General features: G+C 66.0%; 27 protein-coding genes. 4 read left to right on the top strand and 23 right to left on the bottom strand.

The genetic code is table 11. The features are described 5' to 3' along the window. Positions 1 to 36 precede the first annotated feature (36 nt). From wrbA to mltG, 20 genes are all read right to left on the bottom strand, one after another. Entirely contained in the window at positions 37 to 636 is a 600-nt protein-coding gene (gene wrbA, locus ACZ9AQ_RS11785) for an NAD(P)H:quinone oxidoreductase (protein WP_429205328.1), read from the bottom strand. 94 nt (positions 637 to 730) lie between these two features. Continuing rightward, complete coding sequence (locus ACZ9AQ_RS11780; protein ID WP_476108124.1) at positions 731 to 1,927, bottom strand: RNA-guided endonuclease InsQ/TnpB family protein; 1,197 nt, start codon at positions 1,925 to 1,927, stop codon at positions 731 to 733. Next, entirely contained in the window at positions 1,921 to 2,544 is a 624-nt protein-coding gene (locus ACZ9AQ_RS11775) for an IS607 family transposase (RefSeq protein ID WP_429205331.1), read from the bottom strand. The genes ACZ9AQ_RS11780 and ACZ9AQ_RS11775 overlap by 7 nt, the downstream gene beginning before the upstream one ends. Positions 2,545 to 2,659: 115 nt before the next feature. After that, entirely contained in the window at positions 2,660 to 3,559 is a 900-nt protein-coding gene (lpxO, locus tag ACZ9AQ_RS11770; protein WP_429205332.1) for a lipid A hydroxylase LpxO, read from the bottom strand. A 179-nt stretch (positions 3,560 to 3,738) separates the two neighbouring features. Further along, a complete protein-coding gene (locus tag ACZ9AQ_RS11765; RefSeq protein WP_429205333.1) occupies positions 3,739 to 3,966 on the bottom strand; it encodes a DUF6139 family protein in 228 nt (75 codons plus the stop codon). A 109-nt stretch (positions 3,967 to 4,075) separates the two neighbouring features. Beyond that, positions 4,076 to 4,276, bottom strand: coding sequence for a hypothetical protein (locus ACZ9AQ_RS11760; protein ID WP_429205335.1), 201 nt, complete (start codon positions 4,274 to 4,276; stop codon positions 4,076 to 4,078). A gap of 146 nt (positions 4,277 to 4,422) precedes the next feature. Next, on the bottom strand, positions 4,423 to 5,361 hold the full coding sequence (locus tag ACZ9AQ_RS11755) for a class I SAM-dependent methyltransferase (RefSeq protein WP_429205337.1): 939 nt from the start codon (positions 5,359 to 5,361) through the stop codon (positions 4,423 to 4,425). A gap of 127 nt (positions 5,362 to 5,488) precedes the next feature. Then, entirely contained in the window at positions 5,489 to 6,151 is a 663-nt protein-coding gene (locus ACZ9AQ_RS11750) for an ankyrin repeat domain-containing protein (RefSeq protein WP_429205338.1), read from the bottom strand. A gap of 3 nt (positions 6,152 to 6,154) precedes the next feature. After that, positions 6,155 to 6,937 (bottom strand): TatD family hydrolase, encoded by a 783-nt coding sequence (locus ACZ9AQ_RS11745; RefSeq protein ID WP_429205495.1) that lies wholly within the window; start codon positions 6,935 to 6,937, stop codon positions 6,155 to 6,157. Positions 6,938 to 6,993: 56 nt separating this feature from the next. Then, entirely contained in the window at positions 6,994 to 7,368 is a 375-nt protein-coding gene (locus ACZ9AQ_RS11740) for a hypothetical protein (RefSeq protein ID WP_429205340.1), read from the bottom strand. Positions 7,369 to 7,427: 59 nt separating this feature from the next. Continuing rightward, positions 7,428 to 10,526, bottom strand: coding sequence for an efflux RND transporter permease subunit (locus ACZ9AQ_RS11735; protein ID WP_429205342.1), 3,099 nt, complete (start codon positions 10,524 to 10,526; stop codon positions 7,428 to 7,430). A 6-nt stretch (positions 10,527 to 10,532) separates the two neighbouring features. Beyond that, on the bottom strand, positions 10,533 to 11,648 hold the full coding sequence (locus tag ACZ9AQ_RS11730; RefSeq protein ID WP_429205343.1) for an efflux RND transporter periplasmic adaptor subunit: 1,116 nt from the start codon (positions 11,646 to 11,648) through the stop codon (positions 10,533 to 10,535). Between the two features lies 1 nt (position 11,649). Beyond that, positions 11,650 to 12,207 (bottom strand): hypothetical protein, encoded by a 558-nt coding sequence (locus ACZ9AQ_RS11725; protein ID WP_429205345.1) that lies wholly within the window; start codon positions 12,205 to 12,207, stop codon positions 11,650 to 11,652. Beyond that, positions 12,204 to 13,430, bottom strand: coding sequence for a TolC family protein (locus ACZ9AQ_RS11720; protein ID WP_429205347.1), 1,227 nt, complete (start codon positions 13,428 to 13,430; stop codon positions 12,204 to 12,206). Before ACZ9AQ_RS11720 ends, ACZ9AQ_RS11725 begins: the two co-directional genes overlap by 4 nt. A 79-nt stretch (positions 13,431 to 13,509) precedes the next feature. Next, a complete protein-coding gene (locus tag ACZ9AQ_RS11715; RefSeq protein WP_429205349.1) occupies positions 13,510 to 13,896 on the bottom strand; it encodes a hypothetical protein in 387 nt (128 codons plus the stop codon). Positions 13,897 to 13,947: 51 nt separating this feature from the next. Then, positions 13,948 to 14,469 (bottom strand): GNAT family N-acetyltransferase, encoded by a 522-nt coding sequence (locus ACZ9AQ_RS11710; protein ID WP_429205351.1) that lies wholly within the window; start codon positions 14,467 to 14,469, stop codon positions 13,948 to 13,950. 15 nt (positions 14,470 to 14,484) lie between these two features. Further along, complete coding sequence (locus tag ACZ9AQ_RS11705; RefSeq protein ID WP_429205353.1) at positions 14,485 to 14,862, bottom strand: PilZ domain-containing protein; 378 nt, start codon at positions 14,860 to 14,862, stop codon at positions 14,485 to 14,487. A 10-nt stretch (positions 14,863 to 14,872) separates the two neighbouring features. Next, complete coding sequence (locus tag ACZ9AQ_RS11700; protein WP_429205497.1) at positions 14,873 to 15,889, bottom strand: DNA polymerase III subunit delta'; 1,017 nt, start codon at positions 15,887 to 15,889, stop codon at positions 14,873 to 14,875. A gap of 2 nt (positions 15,890 to 15,891) precedes the next feature. After that, positions 15,892 to 16,500 (bottom strand): dTMP kinase, encoded by a 609-nt coding sequence (gene tmk, locus ACZ9AQ_RS11695; protein WP_429205355.1) that lies wholly within the window; start codon positions 16,498 to 16,500, stop codon positions 15,892 to 15,894. Between the two features lie 17 nt (positions 16,501 to 16,517). Beyond that, positions 16,518 to 17,537: an endolytic transglycosylase MltG gene (gene mltG, locus ACZ9AQ_RS11690; protein WP_429205357.1), complete on the bottom strand. Its 1,020-nt coding sequence runs from the start codon at positions 17,535 to 17,537 to the stop codon at positions 16,518 to 16,520. Positions 17,538 to 17,661: 124 nt separating this feature from the next. Here mltG and ygfZ point away from each other — a divergent pair, with 124 nt between their 5' ends. From ygfZ to ACZ9AQ_RS11675, 3 genes are read left to right on the top strand one after another with little or no spacing between them, the layout of a single operon-like run. After that, positions 17,662 to 18,732, top strand: coding sequence for a CAF17-like 4Fe-4S cluster assembly/insertion protein YgfZ (gene ygfZ / locus ACZ9AQ_RS11685; RefSeq protein WP_429205359.1), 1,071 nt, complete (start codon positions 17,662 to 17,664; stop codon positions 18,730 to 18,732). Positions 18,733 to 18,734: 2 nt separating this feature from the next. Then, entirely contained in the window at positions 18,735 to 19,025 is a 291-nt protein-coding gene (locus ACZ9AQ_RS11680; protein ID WP_429205360.1) for a DUF4936 family protein, read from the top strand. Further along, positions 19,016 to 19,777 carry an NRDE family protein gene (locus tag ACZ9AQ_RS11675; RefSeq protein ID WP_429205361.1) on the top strand — a complete coding sequence of 254 codons (762 nt, stop codon included), beginning with the start codon at positions 19,016 to 19,018 and terminating at the stop codon, positions 19,775 to 19,777. Before ACZ9AQ_RS11680 ends, ACZ9AQ_RS11675 begins: the two co-directional genes overlap by 10 nt. A 364-nt stretch (positions 19,778 to 20,141) precedes the next feature. Here the strand turns inward: ACZ9AQ_RS11675 and ACZ9AQ_RS11670 are convergent, their stop codons facing one another. From ACZ9AQ_RS11670 to ACZ9AQ_RS11660, 3 genes are read right to left on the bottom strand one after another with little or no spacing between them, the layout of a single operon-like run. Continuing rightward, positions 20,142 to 21,047, bottom strand: coding sequence for an SDR family oxidoreductase (locus ACZ9AQ_RS11670; protein ID WP_429205362.1), 906 nt, complete (start codon positions 21,045 to 21,047; stop codon positions 20,142 to 20,144). Positions 21,048 to 21,081: 34 nt separating this feature from the next. After that, positions 21,082 to 21,864, bottom strand: a complete 783-nt coding sequence (locus ACZ9AQ_RS11665; RefSeq protein WP_429205363.1) for an SDR family oxidoreductase — start codon at positions 21,862 to 21,864, stop codon at positions 21,082 to 21,084. Positions 21,865 to 21,902: 38 nt separating this feature from the next. Then, positions 21,903 to 22,205 carry a Dabb family protein gene (locus ACZ9AQ_RS11660; RefSeq protein WP_429205365.1) on the bottom strand — a complete coding sequence of 101 codons (303 nt, stop codon included), beginning with the start codon at positions 22,203 to 22,205 and terminating at the stop codon, positions 21,903 to 21,905. A 292-nt stretch (positions 22,206 to 22,497) separates the two neighbouring features. On the opposite strand from ACZ9AQ_RS11660, the gene ACZ9AQ_RS11655 reads away from it, so the two are divergent. After that, entirely contained in the window at positions 22,498 to 24,213 is a 1,716-nt protein-coding gene (locus ACZ9AQ_RS11655) for an MFS transporter (protein ID WP_429205366.1), read from the top strand. Positions 24,214 to 24,221: the final 8 nt, after the last annotated feature.

Raw genomic sequence — 24,221 nt, 5'->3', positions numbered from 1 at the left:
GCTGCGCGAGTGGCACAGCGGGCAGGTCCGCAGCGATCAGCCGAACAGCTTGTTGGCGGTCTTGGCGATGAGTTCGCCCTGGTGGCGGGCGCCGCCCAGGTCCTTCTCGCTCGGCTGGCGCTGGCCCTGGCCGCCGGCGATGGTGGTGGCGCCGTAAGGGCTGCCGCCGACGATCTCGTCCAGCGTCATCTGTTCCTGGTAGCTGTACGGCAGACCGACGATGGTCATGCCGAAGTGGAGCAGATTGGTGATGATCGAGAACAGCGTGGCTTCCTGGCCGCCGTGCTGGGTCGCGGTGGAGGTAAACGCACCGCCCACCTTGCCGTTGAGCGCGCCGCGCGCCCACAAGCTGCCGGTCTGGTCGAGGAAGGCCGCCATCTGGCCGGGCATGCGGCCGTAGCGGGTCGGTGCGCCGACGATGATGGCGTCGTAGTGTTCCAGCTCGGCCACCGTGGCGATCGGCGCGGCCTGGTCGAGCTTGAAGTGGGCGCCCTTGGCGACGTCTTCCGGGACGGTCTCGGGAACCCGCTTGACGTCAACCGTCGCGCCCGCGCTGCGCGCGCCTTCGGCGACCGCGTTCGCCATCGTCTCGATGTGGCCATACGACGAGTAATACAGTACCAGTACTTTTGCCATCGACTTCCTCCATGTGTGGGATTCGGAACAGCCATTGTAGCGACAATGGCCGAATGCCGTTCCTCCAGACTTGTGCAACGCTGGTCGAAATTGCCTAAACCTGCTCGCTGCTGGATTCCTGCTTCACCGGGGCCGGTTTCACGCCGTGCCCGCGCACGGCGCCAGCGCCTGCCCCTCCACAGGCTGTCGCGGTAGAACTCACCGCCATTGTTTCAAGGTTAACGGCCGCATTGACATCGCGGTCGTGGACCGTCCCGCAGCCCGGGCAGGTCCACTGCCTCGTGCCCAGGTCGAGCTTCTCCAGCATGTGGCCGCAGATCGAGCACGTCTTGCTGCTCGGGTACCAGCGGCCGGCCACCACCACCCGGCCACCGCGCCACGCCGCCTTGTACTCCAGCTGGCGGCGCAGTTCATGGAAACCCATGTCGGCGATCGCGCGCGCCAGGCGCCGGTTGCCCAGCATGCCCTTGACGTTCAGGTCCTCGATGCCGATGGTGTGGAAGCGCCGCGCGATGCTGCTGGTGAGCTGGTGCAAGGCGTTGCTGCGCAGGTGGCCGATCTTCGCGTGCAGCCGGCTCAGCTTCAGTTTCGCCTTGGCCCGGTTGCGCGAGCCCTTGACCTTGCGCGAGAGGGAGCGCGACAGCCGGCGCAGCCACCCGAGCAGAGATCGGAGGGCCTTCGGCCCGGTCCACACTTCGCCGTTCGACAGGGTCGCCAGCGCCGCCACCCCGAGGTCGACCCCGACCGCGCCTTGGTTGTCGGCGGGCAGCAGGTGAGTTTCCTCTGCGGTATCGACCGTGATGCTGGCGTACCAGTGCCCGGCAGAGCGCGAGACGGTGGCCGAGACGATGCGGCCGGCAAAGCGCAGGCTTTCGCGCATGCGAACAGGGCCCAGCTTCGGGATCTGGATGCGTTTGCCGTCGATGCGGAACTGGTCGTTGGTCAAGGTAAAACGGTCGTGCCGTCCCTTCTTGCGGAACTTCGGGTAGCGCGCGCGGCGCGCGAAGAAATTCTTGAAGGCCTCGCCGAGCTGGATGATCGCCATCTGCGGCGCATTCTTGGTCACCTCGAGCATCCAGGGGAACTGCTCGCGCTTGATGGCGTTGAGCTGGCGCCGCAGCGCCAGCTGCGACGGCGCTGGCAGGGCGGGGTTGGCCTTGCACGCCTCGTATTGTCTCTGCCACTCGGCCAGGGCCCAGTTGTAGGCGAAGCGGGCGACGCCGGCCGCGCGCGCCAGGTACGTGGCCTGGGCGTTGTTGGGGTCGAGCCGAATGCGGTGTGCGATCAGCACTGCGCCTCCTGAACGGCGCGGCGCACCCCGTCGATCAGCTTCTTGTTCCGGTGGCTTCGGCTGCCGTACAGCCGTGCAGAAAAGACGGTGATGATCTCCAGCACGTCGCTGGCCAGGTCTTCCTCAAAGCTGCTGTCCTCGCCCCGGTTGATGATGACGACCTCGACCTGTTTTGCCTCGCAGACGGCGAATACCAACTCGGCGCCGAAGCGCAGGAGGCAATCCTTGTGGGTCAGCACCAGGCGTCCGGCCGTGCCTGCCAGGATCGCCTCGAGTAGCCGGGCCAGGCCTTTCTTGTGGTAGTTCATGCCCGAGCCAAGGTCGGCGATCGTTTCGAAGGACCAGCCCTGGCTTGCGCAGTACAGTTCGAGCACCCGCTTTTGCCGTTCCAGGTCGGCGCGCTGGTCGTGACTGGAGACGCGCGCATAGGCGATCGTCTGGCGCGGCGCCGGCGCGCCATGGGCGAACCGGGGGCATAGGGCCGCCAGGTCGTAGCGGCGCTGGCCGCCCTCGGTGCGCACTGGCACGAGGCGTCCACTCGTTTCCCAGCGCCGCAGCGTGCTGGCCGAGACACCAAGCGCCTTGGCGGCGACTCTGATCGAAACAAGCTTGCTCATATTGCATAAGACCGCGCAACAATGAGCAAGTTCGGGCTGACTGTAAAAAGCCCGTTTTCGCAAACACATGGAGCGGTCAGGCGCCCCGCCTGCGCGCCCTACTGCCTCAGGCGGATCAGATCCAGTAGATGAAGGCGGCCAGCGCGACGACCAGCGCCACGCGGGTGATGTTGTAGGCGGTCTTGTTCCAGGCCTTGAAGCGGCGGCGGTATTGGCCGGCATAGAAGGAGATGCGGAACAGCTTGCTCACCAGGCCAACCTGGTCGCCGGTTTCGTTCGGCGAGGCGGCGGCGGTCATCACGGTGCGGCCGAACCAGCGGTTGAAGGCCTGCATCCAGCGGTAGCGCATCGGGCGCTCGACGTCGCAGAACAGGATCACGCGGTCGCTCTCGCTGCCGTTGATCGCCCAGTGGATATAGGTCTCGTCGAACACCACGCCCTGGCCGTCGCGCCAGCTGTGGCGCTCGCCGTCGACGTCGATGAAGCAGCGGTCGTCGTTCGGCGTGGCCAGGCCCAGGTGGTAGCGCATCGAGCCGGCGAACGGGTCGCGGTGCGGATTGAGCTTGCCGCCCGGCGGCAGCTCGGCGAACATCGCCGCCTTGACCGAAGGAATCGATTGCAGCAGCGCGTAGGTTTGCGGGCACAGGCGCTCGGCCGACGGGTGGCTGGCGTCATACCACTTGAGGTAGAAGCGCTTCCAGCCGTTCTTGAAGAAGGAATTGAAGCCGGCATCGTCGTTCTGCTCGGCCGCCTTGATCTTCTTGAGCGCGAGCAGGTTCTCGGCTTCGGCGCGGATGATCGGCCAGTTCTCTTGCAGGCGCGCCAGTTCCGGGAACTCGCTGACCGGGATGAAGGGCGTGTTCGGGACCTTCGAGAACTTGTGCATGAAGAGATTGATCGGCGCCATGAACGACGAGTGGTCGAAGATCTGGCGACGCAGCGGCAGGCGCACGCGCCCGCGGAAATGGATGTGCAGGATAGACAGAACATAGAAACCCACCACGACCCACTTCATCACATCCTCCATCGCAGCCATGCAAGCGGCTGACCTACTTGATCAAGGACGCAGGATACCACATCGGCTGTTGGGCCGTGGCGGCCCCGCCGACGCGCTGGGGAGCGGGAATGGCGCCGGCAGACGGGCCGGACGGCCCGTCTGCCGGCGCGGGCGGTGGCAAGACCGCCAGGAAAATGTCAGTGCAGTACCGACGTCATCGCATACCCTTTTTCGGCGATCTGGCCGTTGAGGTTATCGATGTCGAAATCCTCGATCTGGTCGGCGTCGTCATCGACCTCGAAGGCGCGGGCTTCGATCTCCCAATCGGTATTGGTGGCTTCTTCGGGAATGTTCTTCGCTTCGGGCACGGCCAGGTACGAGAACTTGCCGTCGTGCTCGGCTCTGCGGTAAATATCCAGGCGCATAGTCATTTTCCTCTATTCAATGCACGCTTTCCGGATGAAAGCGCGCAGCTCCACAGTAGAAGATCAAGTGGCCCTAGTCTGTTATCTGCCGAACACTTAAACAGGCTCGTCAGCGCGCGGGATGGTGTCCAAGCACGCGCGCGGGCAGCATGACGATCGCGCGCAGCAGGCTGAACACGGCATCGACGCCGATGCCCAGCAGGCGAAACGGCAGCAACAGCAGCCACACCACAGGATACAGCACGAGGGCAATCAGCGCGATTGGCCAGCAAAGGAACAGCAGCACCAGCCAGGCCAGGAAACTCAGCATCGTCTTTCTCCATGAAGAAGCATCATGAGGAATATATGCCGAACGAGGTCGTGGGGCCAGCGGCGTGCGATGAATGGGGGAAATGGCGGCCCGAACGGTCGCCGGAAAGGATGAGCGGACCGCCCGGTCCGCCCATGGTTGCCACATCAGGCGAAGCTGGCTGCTTCCTCGACCGCCGGCGCCTGCGCCGCGGTTTGCGCTTCCTCGGCCACAACCTCGACCTGGATCGACGCCTGCAGCGATGGGATCGAGCCGCCGGCGCGGTAGGCGAGCGAGATGCGCAGCAGGTCGCCAGCCTCGACCTCGAGCGGACGGTGCAGCGGCAGGGTCATGTAGTGGTTGAGCCAGTCGATCGTGGCCGCCTGCTCCTGCACGATGGCCAGCACGTTCTTGGTCACGAAACGCATCGCGTTCAGGGTGCCGCCCTGCTCCACCACGAGCGCGCCTTCCCAGGCGATCAGGCTGTCGACCGGCTGGCTGAAATCGAGGATGCTGTACACGGCGGGCTGGGCCAGCTCGACCGTGCCTGGCTGGACCACGCCGGTTTCCTGGAACTGGACGATCGGGGCGTAGAAGCCGTCGAAGTCATACGCCTGCTGGATCGGCTGGGCCGCCATGATCACGGCTTCCGGCATGAACAGCGGCAGCGGGCCGCCGAATTTGGCCAGGTAGCGGCGCTTGAACGATTCGATCACCTCGACCTGCTTTTCGCGCAGCATGCCGACGTGGATCATCTCGCAGATCACGACATCGACCGGTTCCGGCGGCAGGTAGTCGAAGGCGTCGGCATGGATCACCTCGACCTTGTCGCCGTTCGGATTCATCGCCAGGAAGCGGCGCGCCTCCTGCACCATGTCCGGGTTGAACTCGACGCAGTACACCTTCGAGGCACTCTGGGCAGCGAAGAAGGACAGCACGCCGGTGCCGCCGCCCAGCTCCAGCACTTTCGCGCCGGGGAACACGGAATAATGGATGGCGTTCTTGAAGTTGTGCATCCGGTTCTGGTCCATCAGCATATTGTGATGGTAGTGGACTGGAATGAACTGCCCCAGGTAGCAGCTTTCGATTTCGCGTTCGTTGAGCATGGGTATCCTTGTTGGTCGGTGGTCGTTTAACCGTGGAACCATTATGAACACCATTGCCCTCACGCAATTGGTCGAGCTAACTACGTTTTACCGCCCAATTCACGATTGAATTGTCATTCAGGCAGGATCAGCGGGCAGCGCCGGTCAGTGCCCTGGCCAGCTCGTCGCGCCCCGCCTGCGCGGCGATCCCGGCCGCGGTATGCCCTTCCGTGTTCTTCAGCGCGGTGTCGGCGCCGCGCGCGACCAGGAGCCGCGCGGTCTTGTCATTCCCTTCGCGCGCCGCCAGCATCAGCGGCGTGAAGGCGCCGCTGGCGCGCGGCGACACGGCGTCGAGCGTGGCGCCGCGCTCGATCAGCAATTGCACGATCCTGTCGTCGCCGCTGGCGGCGGCGTAGTGCAGCGCGGTCCAGCCCGGCTGATTGACCCTGGCGCCCTTGTCCAGCAGCGCGCGGACGACCTCTTCGTTGCGCTTGAAGGCGGCCATCATCAGCGCCGTATTGCCATTGATCGCCTTGCGCTCGAGATCGGTGCCCGGATGGCGCAGCAGTTCACCGATCACCTCGCGCGCACCTTCGCGGATCGCCAGCACCAGGGCCGGCTCGCCGCCCAGGGGATTGAGTTCGTTGGCATTGACGACCGCGCCGACCATCTTGCGCACCGTACTGGCGTCATCCATCTGCACCGCGCGGAAGAACGAGCTCACCTGCTGCGGCGTGGGCGGCTCCACGGCGTGGGCGCCGGCGACTGCGGCAAACAGCAAACTGGCGGCAAGCAGGCGGCGGATCGGCATGGGTCAGCTCCTGGCGGTCGTGAACAACTTGAAGAAATTCTCGCTGGTGCGCTCGGCCACCTCGCGCAGCGAGACGCCCTTGAGCGTGGCGATGTACTCGGCCACGTGGGCCACATAGCCCGGCTCGTTCATCCGGCCGCGGAACGGCACCGGCGCGAGATACGGCGAATCGGTCTCGATCAGCATGCGCTCGAGCGGCACGGCCTGCGCCACCGCTTGAAGCTCCTTGGCGCTCTTGAAGGTGACGATGCCCGAGAACGAGATATAAAAGCCCTGGGCCATGGCGGCCTCGGCCACGGCCAGCGATTCGGTGAAGCAATGCATGACGCCGGCCACGCCGCCCGCGTCCGTGCCGGCGCCCTCTTCCTTCATCAGGCGGATCGTGTCCTCGCTGGCGGCGCGGGTGTGGATGATCAAGGGCTTGCGGGTCTCGCGCGAAGCGCGGATGTGCACGCGGAAGCGCTCGCGCTGCCATTCCAGATCGCCTTCGAGGCGGTAGTAATCCAGGCCGGTCTCGCCGATGGCGACGATCTTCGGATGGTCCGCCAGCTCGACGAGTTGCGCCACGGTCGGTTCCGGCGTGTCTGCGTAGTCGGGATGGACCCCGACCGAGGCGAAGATATGCGGATACTGCTCGGCCAGCGCGAGCACCTGCGGAAAGTCAGGCAGGTCCACCGACACGCACAGCGCGTGCGTCACCTTGTTCTCGGCCATCTTGGCCAGGACTTCGGGCATGCGCGCTGCCAGTTCCGGGAAATTGATATGGCAATGGGAATCGATATACATCCCGCCATTGTAAAGCCAGCTGACGGGGAGCGCCATGCGGGCCGCTCCCCCAACAATTACTTGATCGAAAAACGAACGCTCACCGCCTTCTTGTCCGCAAAGGTGATGGCCGCGACCGCCTTGCTGCCAGGGGCGAGCCTGGCGTCGCCCTTCGCGACCAGCGTGTTGTTCGCGCCTGCCACGAGCGGCAGTTGGGACTTTTGCGCGCCGTTCAACACGGTCAGGGTGCCGGTGGCGCCCGCGGTCGGCAAGTCCTTGCCGTGGTCGTCGACGTGAATGGTGGCGCCGCCGTCTTTGGTAACGAGTTCGAACGACAGGTCGCCCGCGCTTTGCACGATGCCGCCATGCTTGGGCTTGGCCTCGTGCGCGAGGACGTTGCCCGACAGGACGATGCTGGCCGCCAGGGCCGCTACTGCAAGGATGTTTTTCATTTGATGCTCCAGAAAACCGTGGCGGCTGACAATGGGCGCCGCCACTTGGCCCATGTAAATCAATAGCTGTCGCCGCCTTTTTCCGCCAGCAGGCGCTCGAGCGGGCGGCGTCCCACCTTCCAGAAGATCAGTGGCGTCAACAGCGAATCGAGCAAGGTGGAACTGATCAGCCCACCGAAGATCACGACCGCGACCGGATGCAGGATTTCCTTGCCCGGAGCATCCGCGGCCAACAGCAGGGGCGTCAGTGCGAAGGCCGCGACGAGCGCCGTCATCAGGACCGGCGTCAGGCGTTCGATCGAGCCGCGCACGATCATGGGCCAGCCGAACGTCTCGCCCTCGAACTTGCAGAGGTTGATGTAATGGCTCACCTTGAGGATGCCGTTGCGTGTCGCGATGCCGGCCAGCGTGATGAAGCCGACCATCGAGGCGACCGACAAGGACACGCCCGCGATCCACATCGCGACGACGCTGCCGACCAGGGCGAACGGAATATTTCCCATGATGACGAGCGCAAGCGTCGACGAGCGGTAGCGCGAATAGAGCACAAGGAAGATCAGTACGAGCGATCCCAGCGACAGGCCCACGATCAGTTGCTGCGCCTGTTCCTGTGCCTGGAACTGCCCTTCGACACTGACGAAGTAGCCGCCCGGGAGCTGGCTGGCGGCAACCGTCTTGCGCACGTCGTCGATAATGCGCGACATGTTGGAACCGTCGGTATTTGCGTAGACGACAATCCGGCGGCGCCCGTTCTCGCGGCCAATCTGGTTGGGACCGTCGCCTTCTTCGACAGTGGCCACGCTCGAGAGCGGAATCTGCCCCGCGGGCGTGGTGAGCATCACGCGTGCCAAGTCCTGCGGCGTGCGGTCGACGTCGGCCAGACGCACGACCAGATCGAAGCGCCGTGCGCCGTCAATGACCTGGGTGACGCGCGTGCCCTCAGCCAAGGCCTGTAGCGCCTGCAGCACATCGCCCGCCGCGAGGCCGTATTGCGCCGCCTTGCGGTAATCGATCCGCACCTTGATCTGCGGGATCAGGACCTGCCGCTCCACCGACAGGTCGACCAGGCCCGGCACCGCGCGCAGGCGGCCCTGCAGGCCGTCGGCCAGGCCGCGCAGCGTATCGATGTCGTCGCCGTAGATCTTCAGGGCGACCTGGGCGCGCACGCCGGAGAGCAGATGGTCGAGGCGGTGCGAGATCGGCTGGCCGATCGCGACCGAGGCGGGAATCACCGACAGCTGGTTGCGGATGCTCGCCATGATTTCTTCCCGCGAGCGCTCGGACGATTTCAGATCGACATCGATCTCTGCCGAGTGCACGCCCTCGGCGTGCTCATCCAGTTCGGCACGGCCCGTGCGGCGCCCGACCTTCGTTACTTCCGGCACTTGGGCGATCAGGGTCTCGGCAAGGGAGCCCATGCGGTTCGCCTCCGCCAATGAGGTACCCGGCGTGAAGGTCATGCCCATGACCAGCGAGCCTTCGTTAAACGACGGCAGGAAGGCGCGCGGGAAGAACGGCACGGACGCCGCGGCCGCCAGCACCGCGATCAGGGCCACGGCCAGCAGCATGCGGATGCGCGGCAATGACCAGTGCAGGGCGGCCGTGTCCCAGGCCTTGATGCGGCGCACGATCGGGCTGTCGCCGCGGTGCAGGCGCTTCATCTTCGGCAGCAGGTAGTAGGCCAGTGCCGGGGTCACGGTCATGGACACCAGCATCGAGGCCAGGATCGAGGTGATGTAGGCAATGCCCAACGGTGCAAACAGCCGGCCCTCGATGCCGGGCAAGGCGAACAGCGGCACGAACACAAGCACGACGATCACCGTCGCGTAGACGATGCCCGAGCGCACCTCGACCGAGGCATGCCAGATGGTTTCCAGCACCGAGTGGCCGCTTTCCTGGCGCTGCTTGAGGCGGCGCACGATGTTCTCCACGTCCACCACGGCATCATCGACCAGTTCGCCGATCGCGATGGCCAGCCCGCCCAGCGTCATCACGTTGATCGACTGGCCGAGCAGGTGGAAGGCCAGCGCCGTCATGGCCAGCGACAGCGGAATGGCGACCAGCGAGATCAGGGTCGTGCGCGCGCTGAGCAGGAAGGCGAACAGGATGATCGCGACCAGGATCGCGCCGTCGCGCAGGGCCTCGACCACGTTGCCGATGGAAGCGTCGATGAAATTCGCCTGGCGGAACAGGACCACCGGCTTCGAGATGCCGGCCGGAAGACCTTGTTTCAGCTCCGCCAGCGCGGTCTCGATGTCGCGCGTCAGGCGCACGGTGTCGGCGGCGGGTTGCTTCTGCACGCTGACGATCACGGCCGGCTTGCCGTTCAGGCCGGCGTCGCCGCGCTTGAAGGCGGGCGCGTAGCGCACGCCGGCCACCTGTTCGAGCAGCACCGGCGCGCCATCGCGATAGGCGACCGCCAGGCCCTTGACGTCGTCCAGGCGGTTGGTCCGGCCCAGGTTGCGGATCAGGTATTCGCGGTTGTTCAGGTCGACGAAGCCGCCACTGGTGTTGGAGGCAAAGCCGCGCAGCGCCGTCGTCACCTGCTCCAGCGATACATTGAATTGCGCCATGCGCGCCGTATCCGGCTCGACGCGCAGCTGGCGCACGTCGCCGCCGATCGGGATGACCTGCGACACGCCCGGAATCGAGAGCAGGCGCGGCCGCAAGACGAAATCGGCATACTCGCGCGCCTTCATCGGATCGGTCCTGGCGACATCGATCGGCAAGGCGATCAGCATGATCTCGCCCATGATCGACGACACCGGCCCCATGACCGGCGAAATATTCCCGGGCAGCTGCTCCTTGACCAGCGTGATCCGCTCGGATACCAGCTGCCGGTTGCGGTAGATATCGGTTCCCCAGTCGAACTCGGCGTACACGATGGACAGGCCGACACCCGACACCGAACGGACGCGCGTGACGCCGGGCATGCCGTTGAGCGACGTCTCGATCGGGAAGGACACCAGCTGCTCGACCTCTTCCGGGGCCATGCCGCCGGCTTCGGTCAGCACGGTGACGACCGGCTTGTTCAGATCGGGGAACACATCCACCGGGGTACGCCATGCGGTCATGGCGCCGTAAACCATCAGCATCGCCGCCGCCGCCAGGACGAACAGGCGGTTGCGCAGGCTGAAGCGAACGATTGAATCAAACATGGATGGTCACCTAATCTGGTTGATCAGGGAGGTCCCCGTGACCACCACCCGGTTATCGGGGCTGAGCCCCTTGGTGACGACGACAGTGCGCGCGTCGAGCGCGGTCGCCTCCACCGGCAGGGCGATGAAACGCTGTGCGCCGGACTTGATCCAGACCACCGTCTCATTGGCCGGGTTGCGCGCCAGCGCCGCGGCCGGCAAGGCAATGCCCTTGACCGTCGTATCGAGCCTGGCCAGCACCGTCACCGGCTGGCCCACGGCCAGGTCGAGCGCCGTGCCGCGCGCACGGAAATTGATCGGCACTGCGCCGGCACGCAGCGCGCGCGCGCCGCCCAGCAGGGTCAGCTCGACATCCGGCATGCCGGCGAGCGTGGCGGCGCGGATCTTGCGCGCGATCGCCACATCGGGCGACATGGCCTCGATCACCATGCGCTGCGGATCGACGATCTCAAACAGCACGTCGCGCGATTCGACGATCTGGCCGTTCAGCACCGCTGCGCTGGCGATCACGCCACCCGCAGGGGCCACGATCGCCTCGGCGCCGCCGATCGAACGGGCCACCGCGCGTTCCTGGCCGACGGTCGCGGCCAGTTCGGCCCGGGCGGCTTCGATTTCCCTGGCCGGCACCACGCCTTCGAGCGATGTCAGGCGCTCCACGCGCTTTTCCAGCAGGGCGCGGTTGGCGCGCAGCGCGGCCAGTTGCGCGGCCTGGTTGCCCCGCTCGATCGCGCCGCCCACCGGCTGCAGGCGCGCCAGCATCTGGCCCTTGACGACGCGCTGTCCGGCAACCGGCAAGCCATTCGGACCCGGCGCGATCTGGCCCGCGAACGGCGCCTGCACCCGTCCGCCCGCATTCGGGTCGATGCCTGCGCGCCCGTTCAATTGCACGGTGCGCGCATATTCCCCCTCCTTGACCATCAGGGTGCGCACGCCCATGCGGCGCTGCGCCAGCTTGGGAACGTTGACGCTGCCATCGGGCAGTCGCGCCAGTCCACCGGCGCTGGCCGTGGACTGGCCGTCCAAATGCTCGCCGTTCGGGCCATGCGCGCCGGGCGCGGCCAGCACGAACGTTGCGAACAGGCCGGCGCTCAGGCCGGCGATCATGCGTTGTGTGATGGTCATGTCAGATTTCCTTCGCGTGGCGGCGGCGTCGTACAACGACCATTGCGGCAGCAGCCAGGACAAGCGCTACAGTCCCGGCCAGCAGCCAGCGGCGCTCGAACCCGTGCCCGTGTCCGTGGTCATCAAGCGCTTCGGTGACCGTGAGCGTGCCCTCGAGCAGATCGCTTTCCTCACCTGCGACCAGGGTGAACAGCAGCGCATGGGCGCCCGGCGCGGAGATGGCGGCCACCAGCTTCGGGTCGTCGATCGCGTAGTCGCCCAGGTCGGGGTGGAACGTGGCCTGCGCCGTCAAGTCCCGGTACTGGACCTCGAGGACGGCGCCCAGCACCGGCTCGTTCGTTTCATAGCGGTCGATCATGATCGACAGTTCGCCGCCGGATAGATGGCCGACCAGTTCGAACGCTTCCGTGAAGGTTTCGACGCTGGGGGCGGACGATGCGGCGCCGCCGGCGCTCGCCGGGCCGTCGAGGTGTTCGCCGTCGGGTCCGTGGGCTCCGGGGCCGGCGAACGCCGACGACATGAGCAGCATGGCGGTCAATAACAGGTGCAGATATTTCATGGAAGGATTCCCAAGGCTTGATTGAGTTGGGCATGCGCGAACCCGAGCGCGACTTGTTGCCGTGCGACGGCGACCTCGGCCTCGTGGCCGAGTGCGCGTGAACGGAGCAGCTCGGCAAGGCCTTTTTCACCATGGCGGAAGGCTTTGTCGAACAGCGCGGTGTGCTCGCGCAGCGCGCTGGCGCGCGCCGTGGCGTTTTCCAGCGCGGCGCGCGCATGCGCCAGCCGTTCCCTGGCGACCTCGACGTCGGCCTCGGCATTGGCCTGGGCCTCGGCCGCCTCGGCGGCGGCGGTCGCGATCACGGTGTGGGCCTGGGCTTCGGCCGGCCGGTTGCGTGCGGCGCTGCCGAGCGGGATCTGCAGGGCGACGCCGATGCTGTCGGCGGGCCGTCGCAGCAGCCTTTCTTCCTCCCGGCGAACCGCCACGGCAATGGTCGGCGGCGCCGAGCGCGATGCCGCGGCAAGGCGCAGCGCCGCCTGCGCGCGCAACTCGGAAGCCTGCGCCGCCGCCAGGCGCGGATTGGCCGCGACCGCGCGTTCGGCGAGCGGCTCGGGGTCGAGCGGGGGCAGGTCGGACAGGCCGGTCAGGACGCGATAGCGCGCCAGCGCCTCGCTCGCCGCGGTGCGGGCCGCGCCGACGTCGATCCGGGCCGCGAGGACTTCCTGCTGGGCGAGCAGCCCGTCGCTGCGCGCCAGGTCGCCGGCCGCGACCCGTTGCTGCACCTCGTCAAGGAGTTCTTCGAGATGCACCAGGTGATCCTGCTTCTCCTCCAGGGCGACCCGGGCGGCGGCCGCTTCCCACATGCGCGCGCGTACCAGGCCGGCAACCACAAGGCGCGTGGCGCCGAGATGGGCCGCGACTTCTTCCAGGCTGCGCGCGGCCAGCGCTTCGCGGGCGCTCTTCTGGCCCGGCAGGTAGAACGATGACGACACCGAGATCTCGGATTCGCGCTGGTCGCGGTCAAGCGACCCCTGGTCCGCACGCCGCGACAGGCCGAGCGTCGGGCTGGCGGCAAGCCACGAAGCGGCGATGTCGCGCGCCGCGGCGGCTTCGGCCTGGCGGGCGTCCAGCGTGCGGGCGGCGGGCGCGCGCTGCCACGCGCGCTCGACGGCGAGTTGTAAGGTGGCGCCGGGTGCGGCCGGCGCCGCGGGCGCGGCGATGACCTGGCATGACAGGCCGAGGGCGGCGCCGACAAGGTAAAGGGACAGGCGGCAGGTGCGCATGTGTGCTCCATCGGATGACGTTCAAGATCACCGAGGGCGAGCACGTCGGCGCAAGTTGCGTTGCGCCTCGATCTGTCGATTATGCGTGCAGCGATCCCCCGGCAGCGTGGCCGAGGGAGACAGCGGGAGGCCGGTGTGGCCCGTCGAGGAACGGTTCGGGGACCGCGTGGGCGATATAGGGCCCCGGCTCGGAGACGGGCGGTTCCACCGGGAGCACCAGGCGCGGGAAACCGACGCCTACCGGTTGTAACGGCGAGGAATGTTCGTGCGCGTGGTCGAGGGTTGCATCCGGCGCGTCGTAGTGAACGCTGCCGTCGTCCTCGTGATGGTGATGGGGTATGCCCTGGTCGTGCTCCAGCGCGTGCGCGAGCGAGACCGCGCCTGCAACGGGCGGCAAGCCGCCCTGCATGGCGAAACCATACAGGGGCAGGCAAAGCAGCAGGAGGATGTGGACGATCCGGCGCACGGGAATCACTCGGCAAATGTTAAAAAATTATAACAGCTGCCTCAGCCTCCGTCAGTCTGCGACGCGCTTGCCGAGAATGACCAGGTCGCGCTCGATCCCGTCGAGATTGGCCACGCGCGGAAAATTGGCCCAGGTCTCGAAGCCGTACTTGCGGAACAGCGCCAGGCTCGGCTGGTTGTGGCCGAAAATGAAACCCAGCAGGGTATGCACGTTGACCTGGGGCGCGAAGGCGATCGCCAGCTCCAGGCAATAGCGGCCCAATCCCTTGCCGCGCGCGCTTTCTGCGATGTAGATCGACACTTCGGCCGTGCCCGAATACGCCGGACGGCCGTAGAAGTTCGAATACGACAGCCAGCCCAGTACCTCGGGATGCGCGCTCTGGTCGTCGGCATCGTGGATCACCCACAGCGGGCGCCGATCCGGCGTGTGGTCGTCGAACCAGGCTTCGCGCGAGGCGACGGAGACCGGTTCGGTGTCGGCGGTGACTTCGCGCGAGGCGACGGTGGAGTTGTAGATGTCGACGATGACCGGCAGGTCGTCGCGTCGGGCCAGGCGATGGACGTAGGATGGCATGAAACGATAGTGAAGTTACAGGGTATGGGTTGCGCGCGAAGACCGCAACGCCGCGCCGAGGATTTCCTCGATGCGGGCCTTGGCGCGCTGCCCGGCCTCGTCGGCCGGGAAATGCACGCCGATGCCTTGCGCCTTGTTGTTATTGGCGCCGCTCGGGGTGATCCAGGCCACGGTGCCGGCGATCGGGTATTTGTTCGGGTCGTCCATCAGCGCCAGGATCAGGTAGATCTCGTCGCCGATCTTGTAAGGTTTGTTGGTCGGCACGAACATGCCGCCGTTTTTCAGAAACGGCATGTAGGCCGCGTACAGCGCCGCCTTTTCCTTGATCGCCAGCGACAGCACCGACGGCCGCGGGGCCTGGGCTGGGTTCGTCTCTGGCTGGGTGACGCTCATCGTGGTCCTTTCATGTGCAGCAAGCAGTGTACTCAAGCAGCATATCTTCGACAAACAATTTTGCCGACAAAGGATGATCCGCCACAGCCCGCCGCTCGTTCACGGCCTTGACGACGCGCAGCAGCCCCTGCGTCTGGACGCGGCCGGCCAGCGCCGCCACCTCCTTCTGGTAGCGCGGATAGTAGCGGAGTTTGCCCGACAATTTGTACGAAAACACATCGTACAGCCAGCGCTGGGTCCAGGCCACCAGGGCCGGCAGTTCCGCCTTGGCCAGCTTCTCGGCGGCGCGCAGCGCCGCATCCGGCGCCGGCCGCGCCAGGAATTGCAGCAGCGCCTCCATGTCGTCGCGGCTGCCGCTGTTCGATTCGGCCAGGGCCGCCAGCGGCGCGCCGCCCTGCTCGCGCAGCCAGCTCTCGGCGTCCGGCACACCCTGCTCGTTGAGCCAGCCCAGGGCGTCGTCGTGCGACGGCATCGGCAGCGCGAACTTGCGGCAGCGCGACAGGATCGTCGGCAGCAGGCGATCCAGGCTGTTGGACGAGAGCAGGAACACGGTGCCGGGCGGCGGTTCTTCGAGCGTCTTGAGCAGCGCGTTCGACGCCGGCATGTTCAGCGCCTCGGCCGGATACAGCACCACCACCCGCAAGCCCTGGCGGTGGGTCGAGATGTTCATGAAATCCGCCAGATTGCGGATCTGCTCGATCTTGATCTCTTTCGACGGCGCCCTGGTCGATTTCGACTTGGCGCCCGTTTCGCCGTCCTCGCCGCCCTCCGGCAAGTCGTCTTCGAACGCCTCGGGCCGCACGCGGCGGTAATCCGGGTGATTGTGCTGGACGAACCAGCCGCACGACGCGCAAGCGTCGCAGGCATGGCCGTCGGGCCGCGGGTTCTCGCACAGCAGCGCCTGGGCAAAGGCTTCGATGAAGTCGGCCTTGCCGGTGCCGGCCGGGCCATGGAACAGGATCGCGTGCGGCATGCGCGCGCGCATCTGCTGCAGCTGGGACCAGGCGGCCCCGTGCCACGGGTACATCGTCACAGCAATTTCTCCAGAACGTGGGCCAGGCTGGCCTGGATATCGGCAATGCTGCGGGTCGAATCGACCACCACGAAACGCGCGGGGAACTGCGCCGCGCGGCGCAGGTATTCGGCGCGGCACTTGGCGAAGAAGTCGGCCTCTTCGCGTTCGAACTTGTCCAGCGTGCGGGTCGCGTCCAGGCGCTGGCGCGCCACCTCGAGCGGCACGTCGAACAGCAAGGTCAGGTCGGGCTGGAGCTCGGGATGCACCCAGGCTTCCAGCGCTTCCATCTTGGCGCGCGGCAGGCCGCGGCCGCCGCTCTGGTAGGCGAAGCTGGCGTCGGTGAAGCGGTCCGACAGCACCCATTTGCCCGCGGCCAGGCTGGGGGCGATGACTTGCGCGATGTGTTCGCGCCGGCTGGCGAACATCAGCAGCGCCTCGGTTTCCAGGTGCATTTTTTCATGCAACAGCAAGTCGCGCAGCTTTTCGCCCAGCGGCGTGCCGCCCGGTTCGCGCGACGAGACGATCTGCTTGCCGCGCGATGCCAGGTAATCGGTGACGAAGCCGATGTGGGTCGATTTCCCGGCCCCATCGATGCCTTCGAAGGTAATGAACTTGCCCTGCATGCGCTGCCTTGATTCTATTAGTGGGACTCGGTGAGTGGCCCGTTGGTGATGCCGCGCTGGAAACGGTTGACCGCCCGGTTATGATCCAGCAAATTGTTCGAGAAGTGGCTGGTGCCGTCGCCGCGCGCCACGAAATACAGCGCCGGGGTCTCGGCCGGCGCGAGCGCCGCGTGCAGAGACTGCAAACCAGGCAACGCGATCGGCGTCGGCGGCAGCCCGCCGCGCGTATAGGTATTGTAAGGGGTATCGGTCAGCAGGTCTTTTTTACGGATCTGGCCCGCATAGGCCTGGCCCATCCCGTAGATCACGGTCGGATCGGTCTGCAGCAGCATGCCGGTGCGCAGGCGGTTGACGAACACGCCGGCGATCATGTTCCGTTCGCTCTTCTGGCCCGTCTCCTTCTCGACGATCGAGGCCATGATCAGGGCTTCGTACGGCGTCTTGTACGGCAGGTCCTTGTTGCGCTTTTCCCAGGCCGCGTTCAGGTGGTCGAGCATGGCCTGGTGCGCGCGGCGGTAGATCTCGATTTCCGACGAGCCCTTGGCGAACAAATAAGTGTCTGGGAAGAACAGGCCTTCCGGATCCTTGAACTCGGTCGAGATCTTGCTCATCAATGCCTGGTCGGAGAGCTTGACCGTGTCGTGCCTGAGGCGGTTGTGCGAACCGATCGCCTCGCGCATCTGGCGGAAGGTCCAGCCTTCGATGATGGTGATCGCTTCTTGCGCGAACTCGCCGCGCACCAACTGGGTCAGCAGGCGGCGCGGGCTGGTATCGGGCTTGAGTTCATAGCTGCCGGCCTTGATGCGGGCGGCGTCGCCCGTCAGGCGTGCCAGCAGCACGAACAGGGTGGGATTGATCGGCACGCCGGCCGCCACCATCTGCTGCGCGCTCGCTGCGACGCCGCTGCCGGCATCGATCGTGAATTCGATCGGCTCGCCGCCCGTGGTGAGCGCGTGCTTGGTCCACCAGGAGAATCCGCCTGCGGCTGCCAGCGTCACCACGACGCCGGTTACGAGTAATTTTTTTATGAATGCCATGTGGTGTGTGCGGATTCAGCGCGGCGGCAGGTGCAGTTTGCGGCGCTCCCGGCGCGATTTCCCCGACAACTCTATAATGAGGCCGTAATGATAAAGCCTAATTGCCAAAATATTTCGGATTTTCATGAGTAACTGGACTGATCACCTCGCCACATACGGCGCACGCTTCCATCCCGACGGAGCCACCCAGGTCGAGGACTTCGGCGCGCCCCTCGATATTGACACGCTCGCGGCGGGTTTTGTCGCCGCCGTCAGCGACCAGGGCCTGATCGCCGTCGCCGGTGAAGAAGCCGCGAAATTCCTGCATGCGCAACTCACTAACGACGTCGAGCACCTGCAGCAAACCGAAGCCCGTTTCGCCGGATTCTGCACGCCGAAAGGCCGCCTGCAGGCCAGCCTGCTGATGTGGCGCGACCCTGACGCCGGCCTTGATACCATCTATTTGCAGCTGCCGCGCGCGATCCAGGCGCCGCTGCAAAAACGCCTGTCGATGTTTGTGCTGCGCAGCAAAGCCAAGCTGGTCGATGCCACCGACGCAGCGCCGTTCGCGGCCGTGCTCGGCCTTGGCGGCGCCAGGGCGCAGGCGGCACTCGGCCGCTTCGTAAATGCGCTACCCGGCGCGCCGATGGGCAAGACCAGCGGCGCGTTCGGCACCGTGCTGCGCCTGCACGACGCCTTCGGCGCGCCGCGCTACCTGTGGCTCGCGTCAAACGAGGCGGCGAGCGCCGCCCTGCCGATACTGAAACAGGAGCTCGCCCTGGGCGGCAACCAGGCCTGGCGCCTGGCCGCCATCCACGCCGGCGAGCCGCAGGTGGACGCCGCGACGCAGGAACAGTTCGTGCCCCAGATGATCAACCTCGAACTGCTGGGCGGCGTCAATTTCAAGAAAGGCTGCTATCCGGGCCAGGAAATCGTCGCGCGCACCAAATACCTGGGCAAGATCAAGCGCCGCACCACGCTGGCCGGCATCGACGATGCCACGGCGCGTGCCGGCGACGAGGTCTTCTCCACCGCGGACCCGGACCAACCCTGCGGCATGGTGGTCAACGCCGCGCCAAACGGCCGTGGCGGCGCCGATGCGCTGGTCGAGATCAAGCTGGCGGCGCTGGGAGAAGAGGTGCGCCTGGGTTCGGCCGCCGGCGCGCCGCTGCGTTTCCTGCCCATGCCCTACAGCCTCGACGCGATCGACGACTAGCGATGGTCGACTTCTACGTCTACTACAAGGTGCGCAGCGTCGATGCCTCCCGGCTGGCGCCGCTGGTGCACGCCATGGCCCGCCGCCTGGAGCTGGACGCCGGCGTGCGGGTCGCGCTCAAGCGCCGCCCCGAAGACAAGGACGGCCTGCAGACCTGGATGGAAATCTATCCGGGCGTGACGGAGGACTTCGACGAGGTGCTGGCGCGGGCGGTCGGCGAGGCCGGCATCGACGCCCTGCTCGCCGGGCCGCGCCGCCTTGAAATTTTCACGGACCTGCCGCCATGTGCCTGATCGTCTTCGCCTGGCACGTCGTTCCCGGCGTGCCCGTCATCGCTGCGGCCAACCGCGACGAATTCTATGACCGCCCCGCCACGCCGGCCGGTCCCTGGCCGCATGCGCCGCACGTGATCGCGGGGCGCGACCTGCAGGGCGGCGGCAGCTGGATGGGCGTGTCGCTCACCGGCCCCAACGGCCCGCGCTTCGCGGCGCTGACCAATATCCGGGGCCCCGAAGAACGCCGCACCGACGCCCCGTCGCGCGGCGCGCTGGTGGCCGACTACCTGCGCGGCGAGCTCGATGCGGCGGCCTACGTGGCCGAACTGGCGGCGCGCCCCGACCTGTACAACGGCTACAACCTGGTGCTGGGCGACCGCGAGTCGCTGTACTGGTACTCGAACCGCGGCAAGACCGACCCGCACAACGGCCAGCCATTGCCACGGGGCCGCATCTACGGCATCTCGAACGGCCTGCTGGACACGCCCTGGCCCAAGGTGCTGCGCACCAAGGCGCAGTTCGCGAGCCTCTTGTGCCAGGGCGCGCCCGAGGATGCCTACTTCGAGATGCTGGCCGACACCACGCCCGCGCCGGACGTGCGGCTGCCCGAGACCGGCGTGCCGATCGAGATGGAGCGCATGCTGTCGCCGGTATGCATCGAGTCGCCCGAATACGGCACGCGCACCTCGACCGTGGTCAAGCTGTATCACGATGCGGCGCCGGAGCTGCATGAGCGGGTGGTGCAGCCGGGGGTCGTGGCTGCGGCGTGATTCGTCGTCGCGATGACGCGAACGAACCTGGGTTCCCGCCTGCGCGGGAACGACGTTTCGGGGCACGTGGCTACGTTGAACAGGATCGTCAGCGCCAGCACGTCGTTCCCGCGCAGGCGGGAACCCAAGCCAGCCTGCGCATCGGCGCATATCATCCCCGTGAACGTCAGCGTCGCCCTTTCATCCCGCCTTCAAAATTTGGCGTCGCGATGACGCGAACGAACTTGGGTTCCCGCCTTCGCGGGAACGACGTTTCGGGGCACGTGGCAACGTTGAGCAGGATCGTTAGCGCCAGCACGTCGTTCCCGCGAAGGCGGGAACCCAAGCCAGCCGGCGCATCGGCACAGAATCGTCCCCGTGAACGTCAGCGTCGCCCTTTCATCCCCGCCTTCAAAATTTCCTTCAGATGCGGCGTCGCCGCATACGGATCCGCCGGCTGGCGCGCATGCACCAAAGCGTCCATGCGCTCGGCCACCGCGCCCAGCGCCTGCGGGTGCGAGAACACGTAGAACCGCCCCTCGCGGATCGCCTCGAACGTCAGCCGCGCCACGTCCGCCGCCGACACCTTGCCGGAACCTACCGCCTTTTCGGTGAGCGCCTGCGCCGCCATCTGGCTCGCGGTCATGATTTCGTCGGTGCGCAATTCGTCCGGCCGGTGGCGGTGCGATTGCGCGATCGCGGTCGGGATGAAATACGGGCACAGCACCGAGGCGCCGATCGGCGCATCGACCAGCTTGAGGTCGTGGTACAGAGTCTCGGTGAGCGACACCACCGCATGCTTGGATACGTTGTAGACGCCCAGCGCCGGCGAATTGAGTAGACCCGCCATCGAGGCGGTGTTGACGATCCAGCCGCGGTAACCCGGATCCTGCGCTGCGCACTCGAGCATCGTGCGGGTGAACACGCGCACGCCGTGGATCACGCCCCACAGGTTCACGCCCAGTACCCATTCCCAGTCTTCCTCGGAATTTTCCCACACCAGGCCGCCCGCGCCGACGCCGGCGTTGTTGAACACCAGGTGCACCGCACCGAACCGCGCCATCGCCGAATCGGCCAGTTCCTGCACGTGCTGGCCTTTGCGCACGTCGCACACCATGGCCAGCACCTCGGTGCGCTTCGCCAGTTCATCGGCCGCCTTTTCGAGGGCCTTGGGCTGGACGTCGGCCAGCACCAGCTTCATGCCAAGGCCAGCGGCCAGGTTCGCGAACTCGCGCCCCAGGCCGCTGGCGGCGCCGGTAATGGCCGCAACCTTTCCGTGAAACTCGTCCATCTCCACCCCTCCCTCTCGTCAAACCAGACCGCGGTCACACCGCCGTCACCCCGCCATCCACCGCCAGCACCTGGCCGGTGATGTGCTTGCCGGCATCCGAGGCGAACAGCACCACGGCGCCCTTCAGGTCTTCGTCGTCGCCCAGGCGCTTGAGCGGCGCCGCGGCCGCCAAGCCGTCGGCGCCGTAGGCAGCAAGCACGCCCTTCGTCATTTTCGATGGAAAGAAGCCCGGCGCGATCGAATTGACCGTGATGCCGTAGCGCCCCCACTCGCCAGCAAGCGTCCGGGTGAAATTTACCACCGCGCCCTTGGACGTGTTGTACGCCAGCGTCTGCATCGCATCGGGCGGGTTGCCGGCCAGGCCGGCAATCGACGAGATATTGACGATGCGGCCGTAACGGCGCGGAATCATCGACAGCTTGCCGACCGCCTGCGACACCAGGAAGATCGCGCGCACGTTCAGGTTCATCACCTTGTCCCAGGCCTCGAGCGGAAAGTCCTCGGCCGGCGCGCCCCAGGTGGCGCCCGCGTTGTTGACCAGGATGTCGACCTGCCCGAGGCGCGCGATCGCGGCCTCGACCAGCGCCTGCGCCTGGCCCGGGTCGGACAGGTCCCCCGCGAAGCTGCTGGCCTCGATGCCGAGCGCCTGCAGTTGGGCAACGGCTGCATCGAGCTCTTCCTGCTTGCGCGACGCGATCACCAGGCGCGCGCCCTGCTCGCCGAGCGCCTGCGCCATCTGCAGGCCGAGCCCGCGCGAGCCGCCGGTCACGATGGCGGTCTTGCCCTTCAGTGAAAACAGTTCCTGGGTGGTGCGCATGGGGTCTCCCGGTGGTCGTTAGCGGAAAGCGGCGTTGCTCAGACCTCGTAGTCCATGCACTGGCGCGCTTCACGGATGGCGCCGATGAAGGGCACGACGGCCTGGTGGGTCGGATGCTTGGCGTAAGCCTCGAGCGCGGCGCGGTCGGCGAATTCCGAATACAGCACCACGTCATAGGTCGCCTCGAGGCCGGGCTGGGCCAGGGTCACCTCGAAGGCCAGGATGCCCGGCACGACCGCCGCGCACGCGTCCAGCCGGCGCTTCATCTCGCGCGCATTGGTCGCGCGGTCCGCGCCTTCCGCCTGCTCTTTCAACTTCCACATCACGATGTGCTTGATCATTCCTGTTCCTGTCTATGCATGGTGGGTGAATGCCCTCCCGGCACTTGCCGTGCCGGAAAGCCGGTCGAGGATAGCATAGCGACAGCGTGGCCGTTCGGGACGAAATATCAAATCCATATGCAACGGGATAGGACGATTCTTTCCCCCACGGGATGTAGTCCGACACAAAAAAGCGGGATACCCCAGGCGATCCGTAAGCTGTGCGTAAGGTGGATGCAAGATTCGCGTAAGGTTTCGGGCGCACAGTCATGTCAGCTGACCAACAATCAGCATTTCCGGTTACAAAAAATTAATGACGGAGACATCTATGGCTATCACACCCGGCAATACTGTCGGAGGACAAGCTGCACCGACCTCCACCGGACTCACCAAGGAAGAACGCAAGGTCATCGCCGCCTCTTCCCTGGGCACCGTGTTCGAATGGTATGACTTCTATCTGTACGGCTCGCTCGCTACCATCATCGCCAAGCAGTTCTTCATCGGCGACCCCAACACCACCTTCATCTTCGCGTTATTGGCCTTTGCCGCCGGCTTCATCGTGCGCCCGTTCGGCGCGCTGGTGTTTGGCCGCCTGGGCGACATGATCGGGCGTAAGTACACGTTCCTGGTGACCATCCTGCTGATGGGCGCCTCGACCTTCCTGGTCGGCATCCTGCCGAGCTACGCCCAGATCGGCATCGCGGCGCCGATCATCCTGGTCACGCTGCGTATCCTGCAGGGCCTGGCGCTGGGCGGCGAATACGGCGGCGCCGCCACCTACGTGGCCGAGCACGCGCCGCACGGCAAGCGCGGCCTGTTCACATCCTTCATCCAGACCACGGCCACGATCGGCCTGTTCCTGTCGATCCTGGTCATCCTGGGCACCCGCACCCTGACCGGCGAAGAGGAATTCCAGGCCTGGGGCTGGCGCATTCCCTTCCTGATCTCGGTGATCCTGCTCGGCATCTCGGTCTGGATCCGCCTGTCGATGAACGAGTCGCCGGCCTTCGCCAAGATGAAAGCCGAGGGCAAGACCTCGAAGGCGCCATTGTCCGAAGCCTTCCTCAAGCCCAAGAACGCCAAGGTCGCCCTGCTGGCCCTGCTCGGCCTGACCATGGGCCAGGCCGTGGTGTGGTACACCGGCCAGTTCTACGCCCTGTTCTTCCTGACCAAGACGCTCAAGATCGCCGAGCCCACCGCGAACATCCTGATCGCGATCGCCCTGCTGCTGGCGACCCCGTTCTTCATCGTGTTCGGCGCGCTGTCGGACAAGATCGGGCGCAAGTGGATCATCCTGGGCGGCTGCGTGATCGCCGCCGCCACCTATTTTCCGATCTTCAAGGCCATCACCCACTACGGCAATCCAGCGCTCGAAGCTGCGATCCAGACCTCGCCAGTGGTGGTGGTCGCCGACCCGAACACGTGCAGCTTCCAGATCGACGCCACCGGCACCAAGAAATTCCCGTCCTCGTGCGACATCGCCACGCGCATGCTGACCGCGGCGTCGGTGAGTTACAACCGCGTCGATGCGCCAGCCGGCACGGTCGCCACGATCAGGATCGGCGAGACCGAGTTCCGTTCGTTCAACGCCGTCATGACGCCGGATAACCTGAACTTCGACAAGGCGTCGCTGGCCAGTGAGACGGCGCTCAAGAGCGAAGTGAACGGCGCGCTGAAGGCCGCCGGTTATCCTGAAAAAGCCGATCCGACGCAGATCAACAAGCCGATGCTGGTGCTGTTCCTGTTCATCCTGGTGCTGTACGTGACCATGGTGTACGGCCCGATCGCGGCGATGCTGGTGGAGATGTTCCCGACCCGGATCCGCTATACCTCGATGTCGCTGCCGTATCATATCGGCAACGGCTGGTTCGGCGGCCTGCTGCCGACGACGGCCTTCGCGCTGGTGGCGTTCAAGGGCAATATCTATTACGGACTGTGGTATCCGATCATCATCGCGCTCGTCACCTTCGTCATCGGGGCGCTGTTCGTGCGGGAAACCAAGGACAACAATATCTACGCCAACGACTGAACCCGATG

Source organism: Massilia sp. UYP34 (assembly GCF_056279385.1).
The sequence above is the reverse complement of the archived record's forward strand: the minus strand, read 5'-3'. Positions and strand labels throughout refer to the sequence as shown.

Excerpts from the sequence above, each read along its gene's own strand:
- wrbA (WP_429205328.1), bottom strand. The coding sequence starts at position 636 with ATGGCAAAAGTACTGGTACTGTATTACTCGTCGTATGGCCACATCGAG.
- ACZ9AQ_RS11775 (WP_429205331.1), bottom strand. The coding sequence starts at position 2,544 with ATGAGCAAGCTTGTTTCGATCAGAGTCGCCGCCAAGGCGCTTGGTGTC.
- lpxO (WP_429205332.1), bottom strand. The coding sequence starts at position 3,559 with ATGAAGTGGGTCGTGGTGGGTTTCTATGTTCTGTCTATCCTGCACATC.
- ACZ9AQ_RS11765 (WP_429205333.1), bottom strand. The coding sequence starts at position 3,966 with ATGCGCCTGGATATTTACCGCAGAGCCGAGCACGACGGCAAGTTCTCG.
- ACZ9AQ_RS11760 (WP_429205335.1), bottom strand. The coding sequence starts at position 4,276 with ATGCTGAGTTTCCTGGCCTGGCTGGTGCTGCTGTTCCTTTGCTGGCCA.
- ACZ9AQ_RS11755 (WP_429205337.1), bottom strand. The coding sequence starts at position 5,361 with ATGCTCAACGAACGCGAAATCGAAAGCTGCTACCTGGGGCAGTTCATT.
- ACZ9AQ_RS11750 (WP_429205338.1), bottom strand. The coding sequence starts at position 6,151 with ATGCCGATCCGCCGCCTGCTTGCCGCCAGTTTGCTGTTTGCCGCAGTC.
- ACZ9AQ_RS11745 (WP_429205495.1), bottom strand. The coding sequence starts at position 6,937 with ATGTATATCGATTCCCATTGCCATATCAATTTCCCGGAACTGGCAGCG.
- ACZ9AQ_RS11740 (WP_429205340.1), bottom strand. The coding sequence starts at position 7,368 with ATGAAAAACATCCTTGCAGTAGCGGCCCTGGCGGCCAGCATCGTCCTG.
- ACZ9AQ_RS11735 (WP_429205342.1), bottom strand. The coding sequence starts at position 10,526 with ATGTTTGATTCAATCGTTCGCTTCAGCCTGCGCAACCGCCTGTTCGTC.
- ACZ9AQ_RS11730 (WP_429205343.1), bottom strand. The coding sequence starts at position 11,648 with ATGACCATCACACAACGCATGATCGCCGGCCTGAGCGCCGGCCTGTTC.
- ACZ9AQ_RS11725 (WP_429205345.1), bottom strand. The coding sequence starts at position 12,207 with ATGAAATATCTGCACCTGTTATTGACCGCCATGCTGCTCATGTCGTCG.
- ACZ9AQ_RS11720 (WP_429205347.1), bottom strand. The coding sequence starts at position 13,430 with ATGCGCACCTGCCGCCTGTCCCTTTACCTTGTCGGCGCCGCCCTCGGC.
- ACZ9AQ_RS11710 (WP_429205351.1), bottom strand. The coding sequence starts at position 14,469 with ATGCCATCCTACGTCCATCGCCTGGCCCGACGCGACGACCTGCCGGTC.
- ACZ9AQ_RS11705 (WP_429205353.1), bottom strand. The coding sequence starts at position 14,862 with ATGAGCGTCACCCAGCCAGAGACGAACCCAGCCCAGGCCCCGCGGCCG.
- ACZ9AQ_RS11700 (WP_429205497.1), bottom strand. The coding sequence starts at position 15,889 with ATGTACCCGTGGCACGGGGCCGCCTGGTCCCAGCTGCAGCAGATGCGC.
- tmk (WP_429205355.1), bottom strand. The coding sequence starts at position 16,500 with ATGCAGGGCAAGTTCATTACCTTCGAAGGCATCGATGGGGCCGGGAAA.
- mltG (WP_429205357.1), bottom strand. The coding sequence starts at position 17,537 with ATGGCATTCATAAAAAAATTACTCGTAACCGGCGTCGTGGTGACGCTG.
- ygfZ (WP_429205359.1), top strand. The coding sequence starts at position 17,662 with ATGAGTAACTGGACTGATCACCTCGCCACATACGGCGCACGCTTCCAT.
- ACZ9AQ_RS11680 (WP_429205360.1), top strand. The coding sequence starts at position 18,735 with ATGGTCGACTTCTACGTCTACTACAAGGTGCGCAGCGTCGATGCCTCC.
- ACZ9AQ_RS11675 (WP_429205361.1), top strand. The coding sequence starts at position 19,016 with ATGTGCCTGATCGTCTTCGCCTGGCACGTCGTTCCCGGCGTGCCCGTC.
- ACZ9AQ_RS11670 (WP_429205362.1), bottom strand. The coding sequence starts at position 21,047 with ATGGACGAGTTTCACGGAAAGGTTGCGGCCATTACCGGCGCCGCCAGC.
- ACZ9AQ_RS11665 (WP_429205363.1), bottom strand. The coding sequence starts at position 21,864 with ATGCGCACCACCCAGGAACTGTTTTCACTGAAGGGCAAGACCGCCATC.
- ACZ9AQ_RS11660 (WP_429205365.1), bottom strand. The coding sequence starts at position 22,205 with ATGATCAAGCACATCGTGATGTGGAAGTTGAAAGAGCAGGCGGAAGGC.
- ACZ9AQ_RS11655 (WP_429205366.1), top strand. The coding sequence starts at position 22,498 with ATGACGGAGACATCTATGGCTATCACACCCGGCAATACTGTCGGAGGA.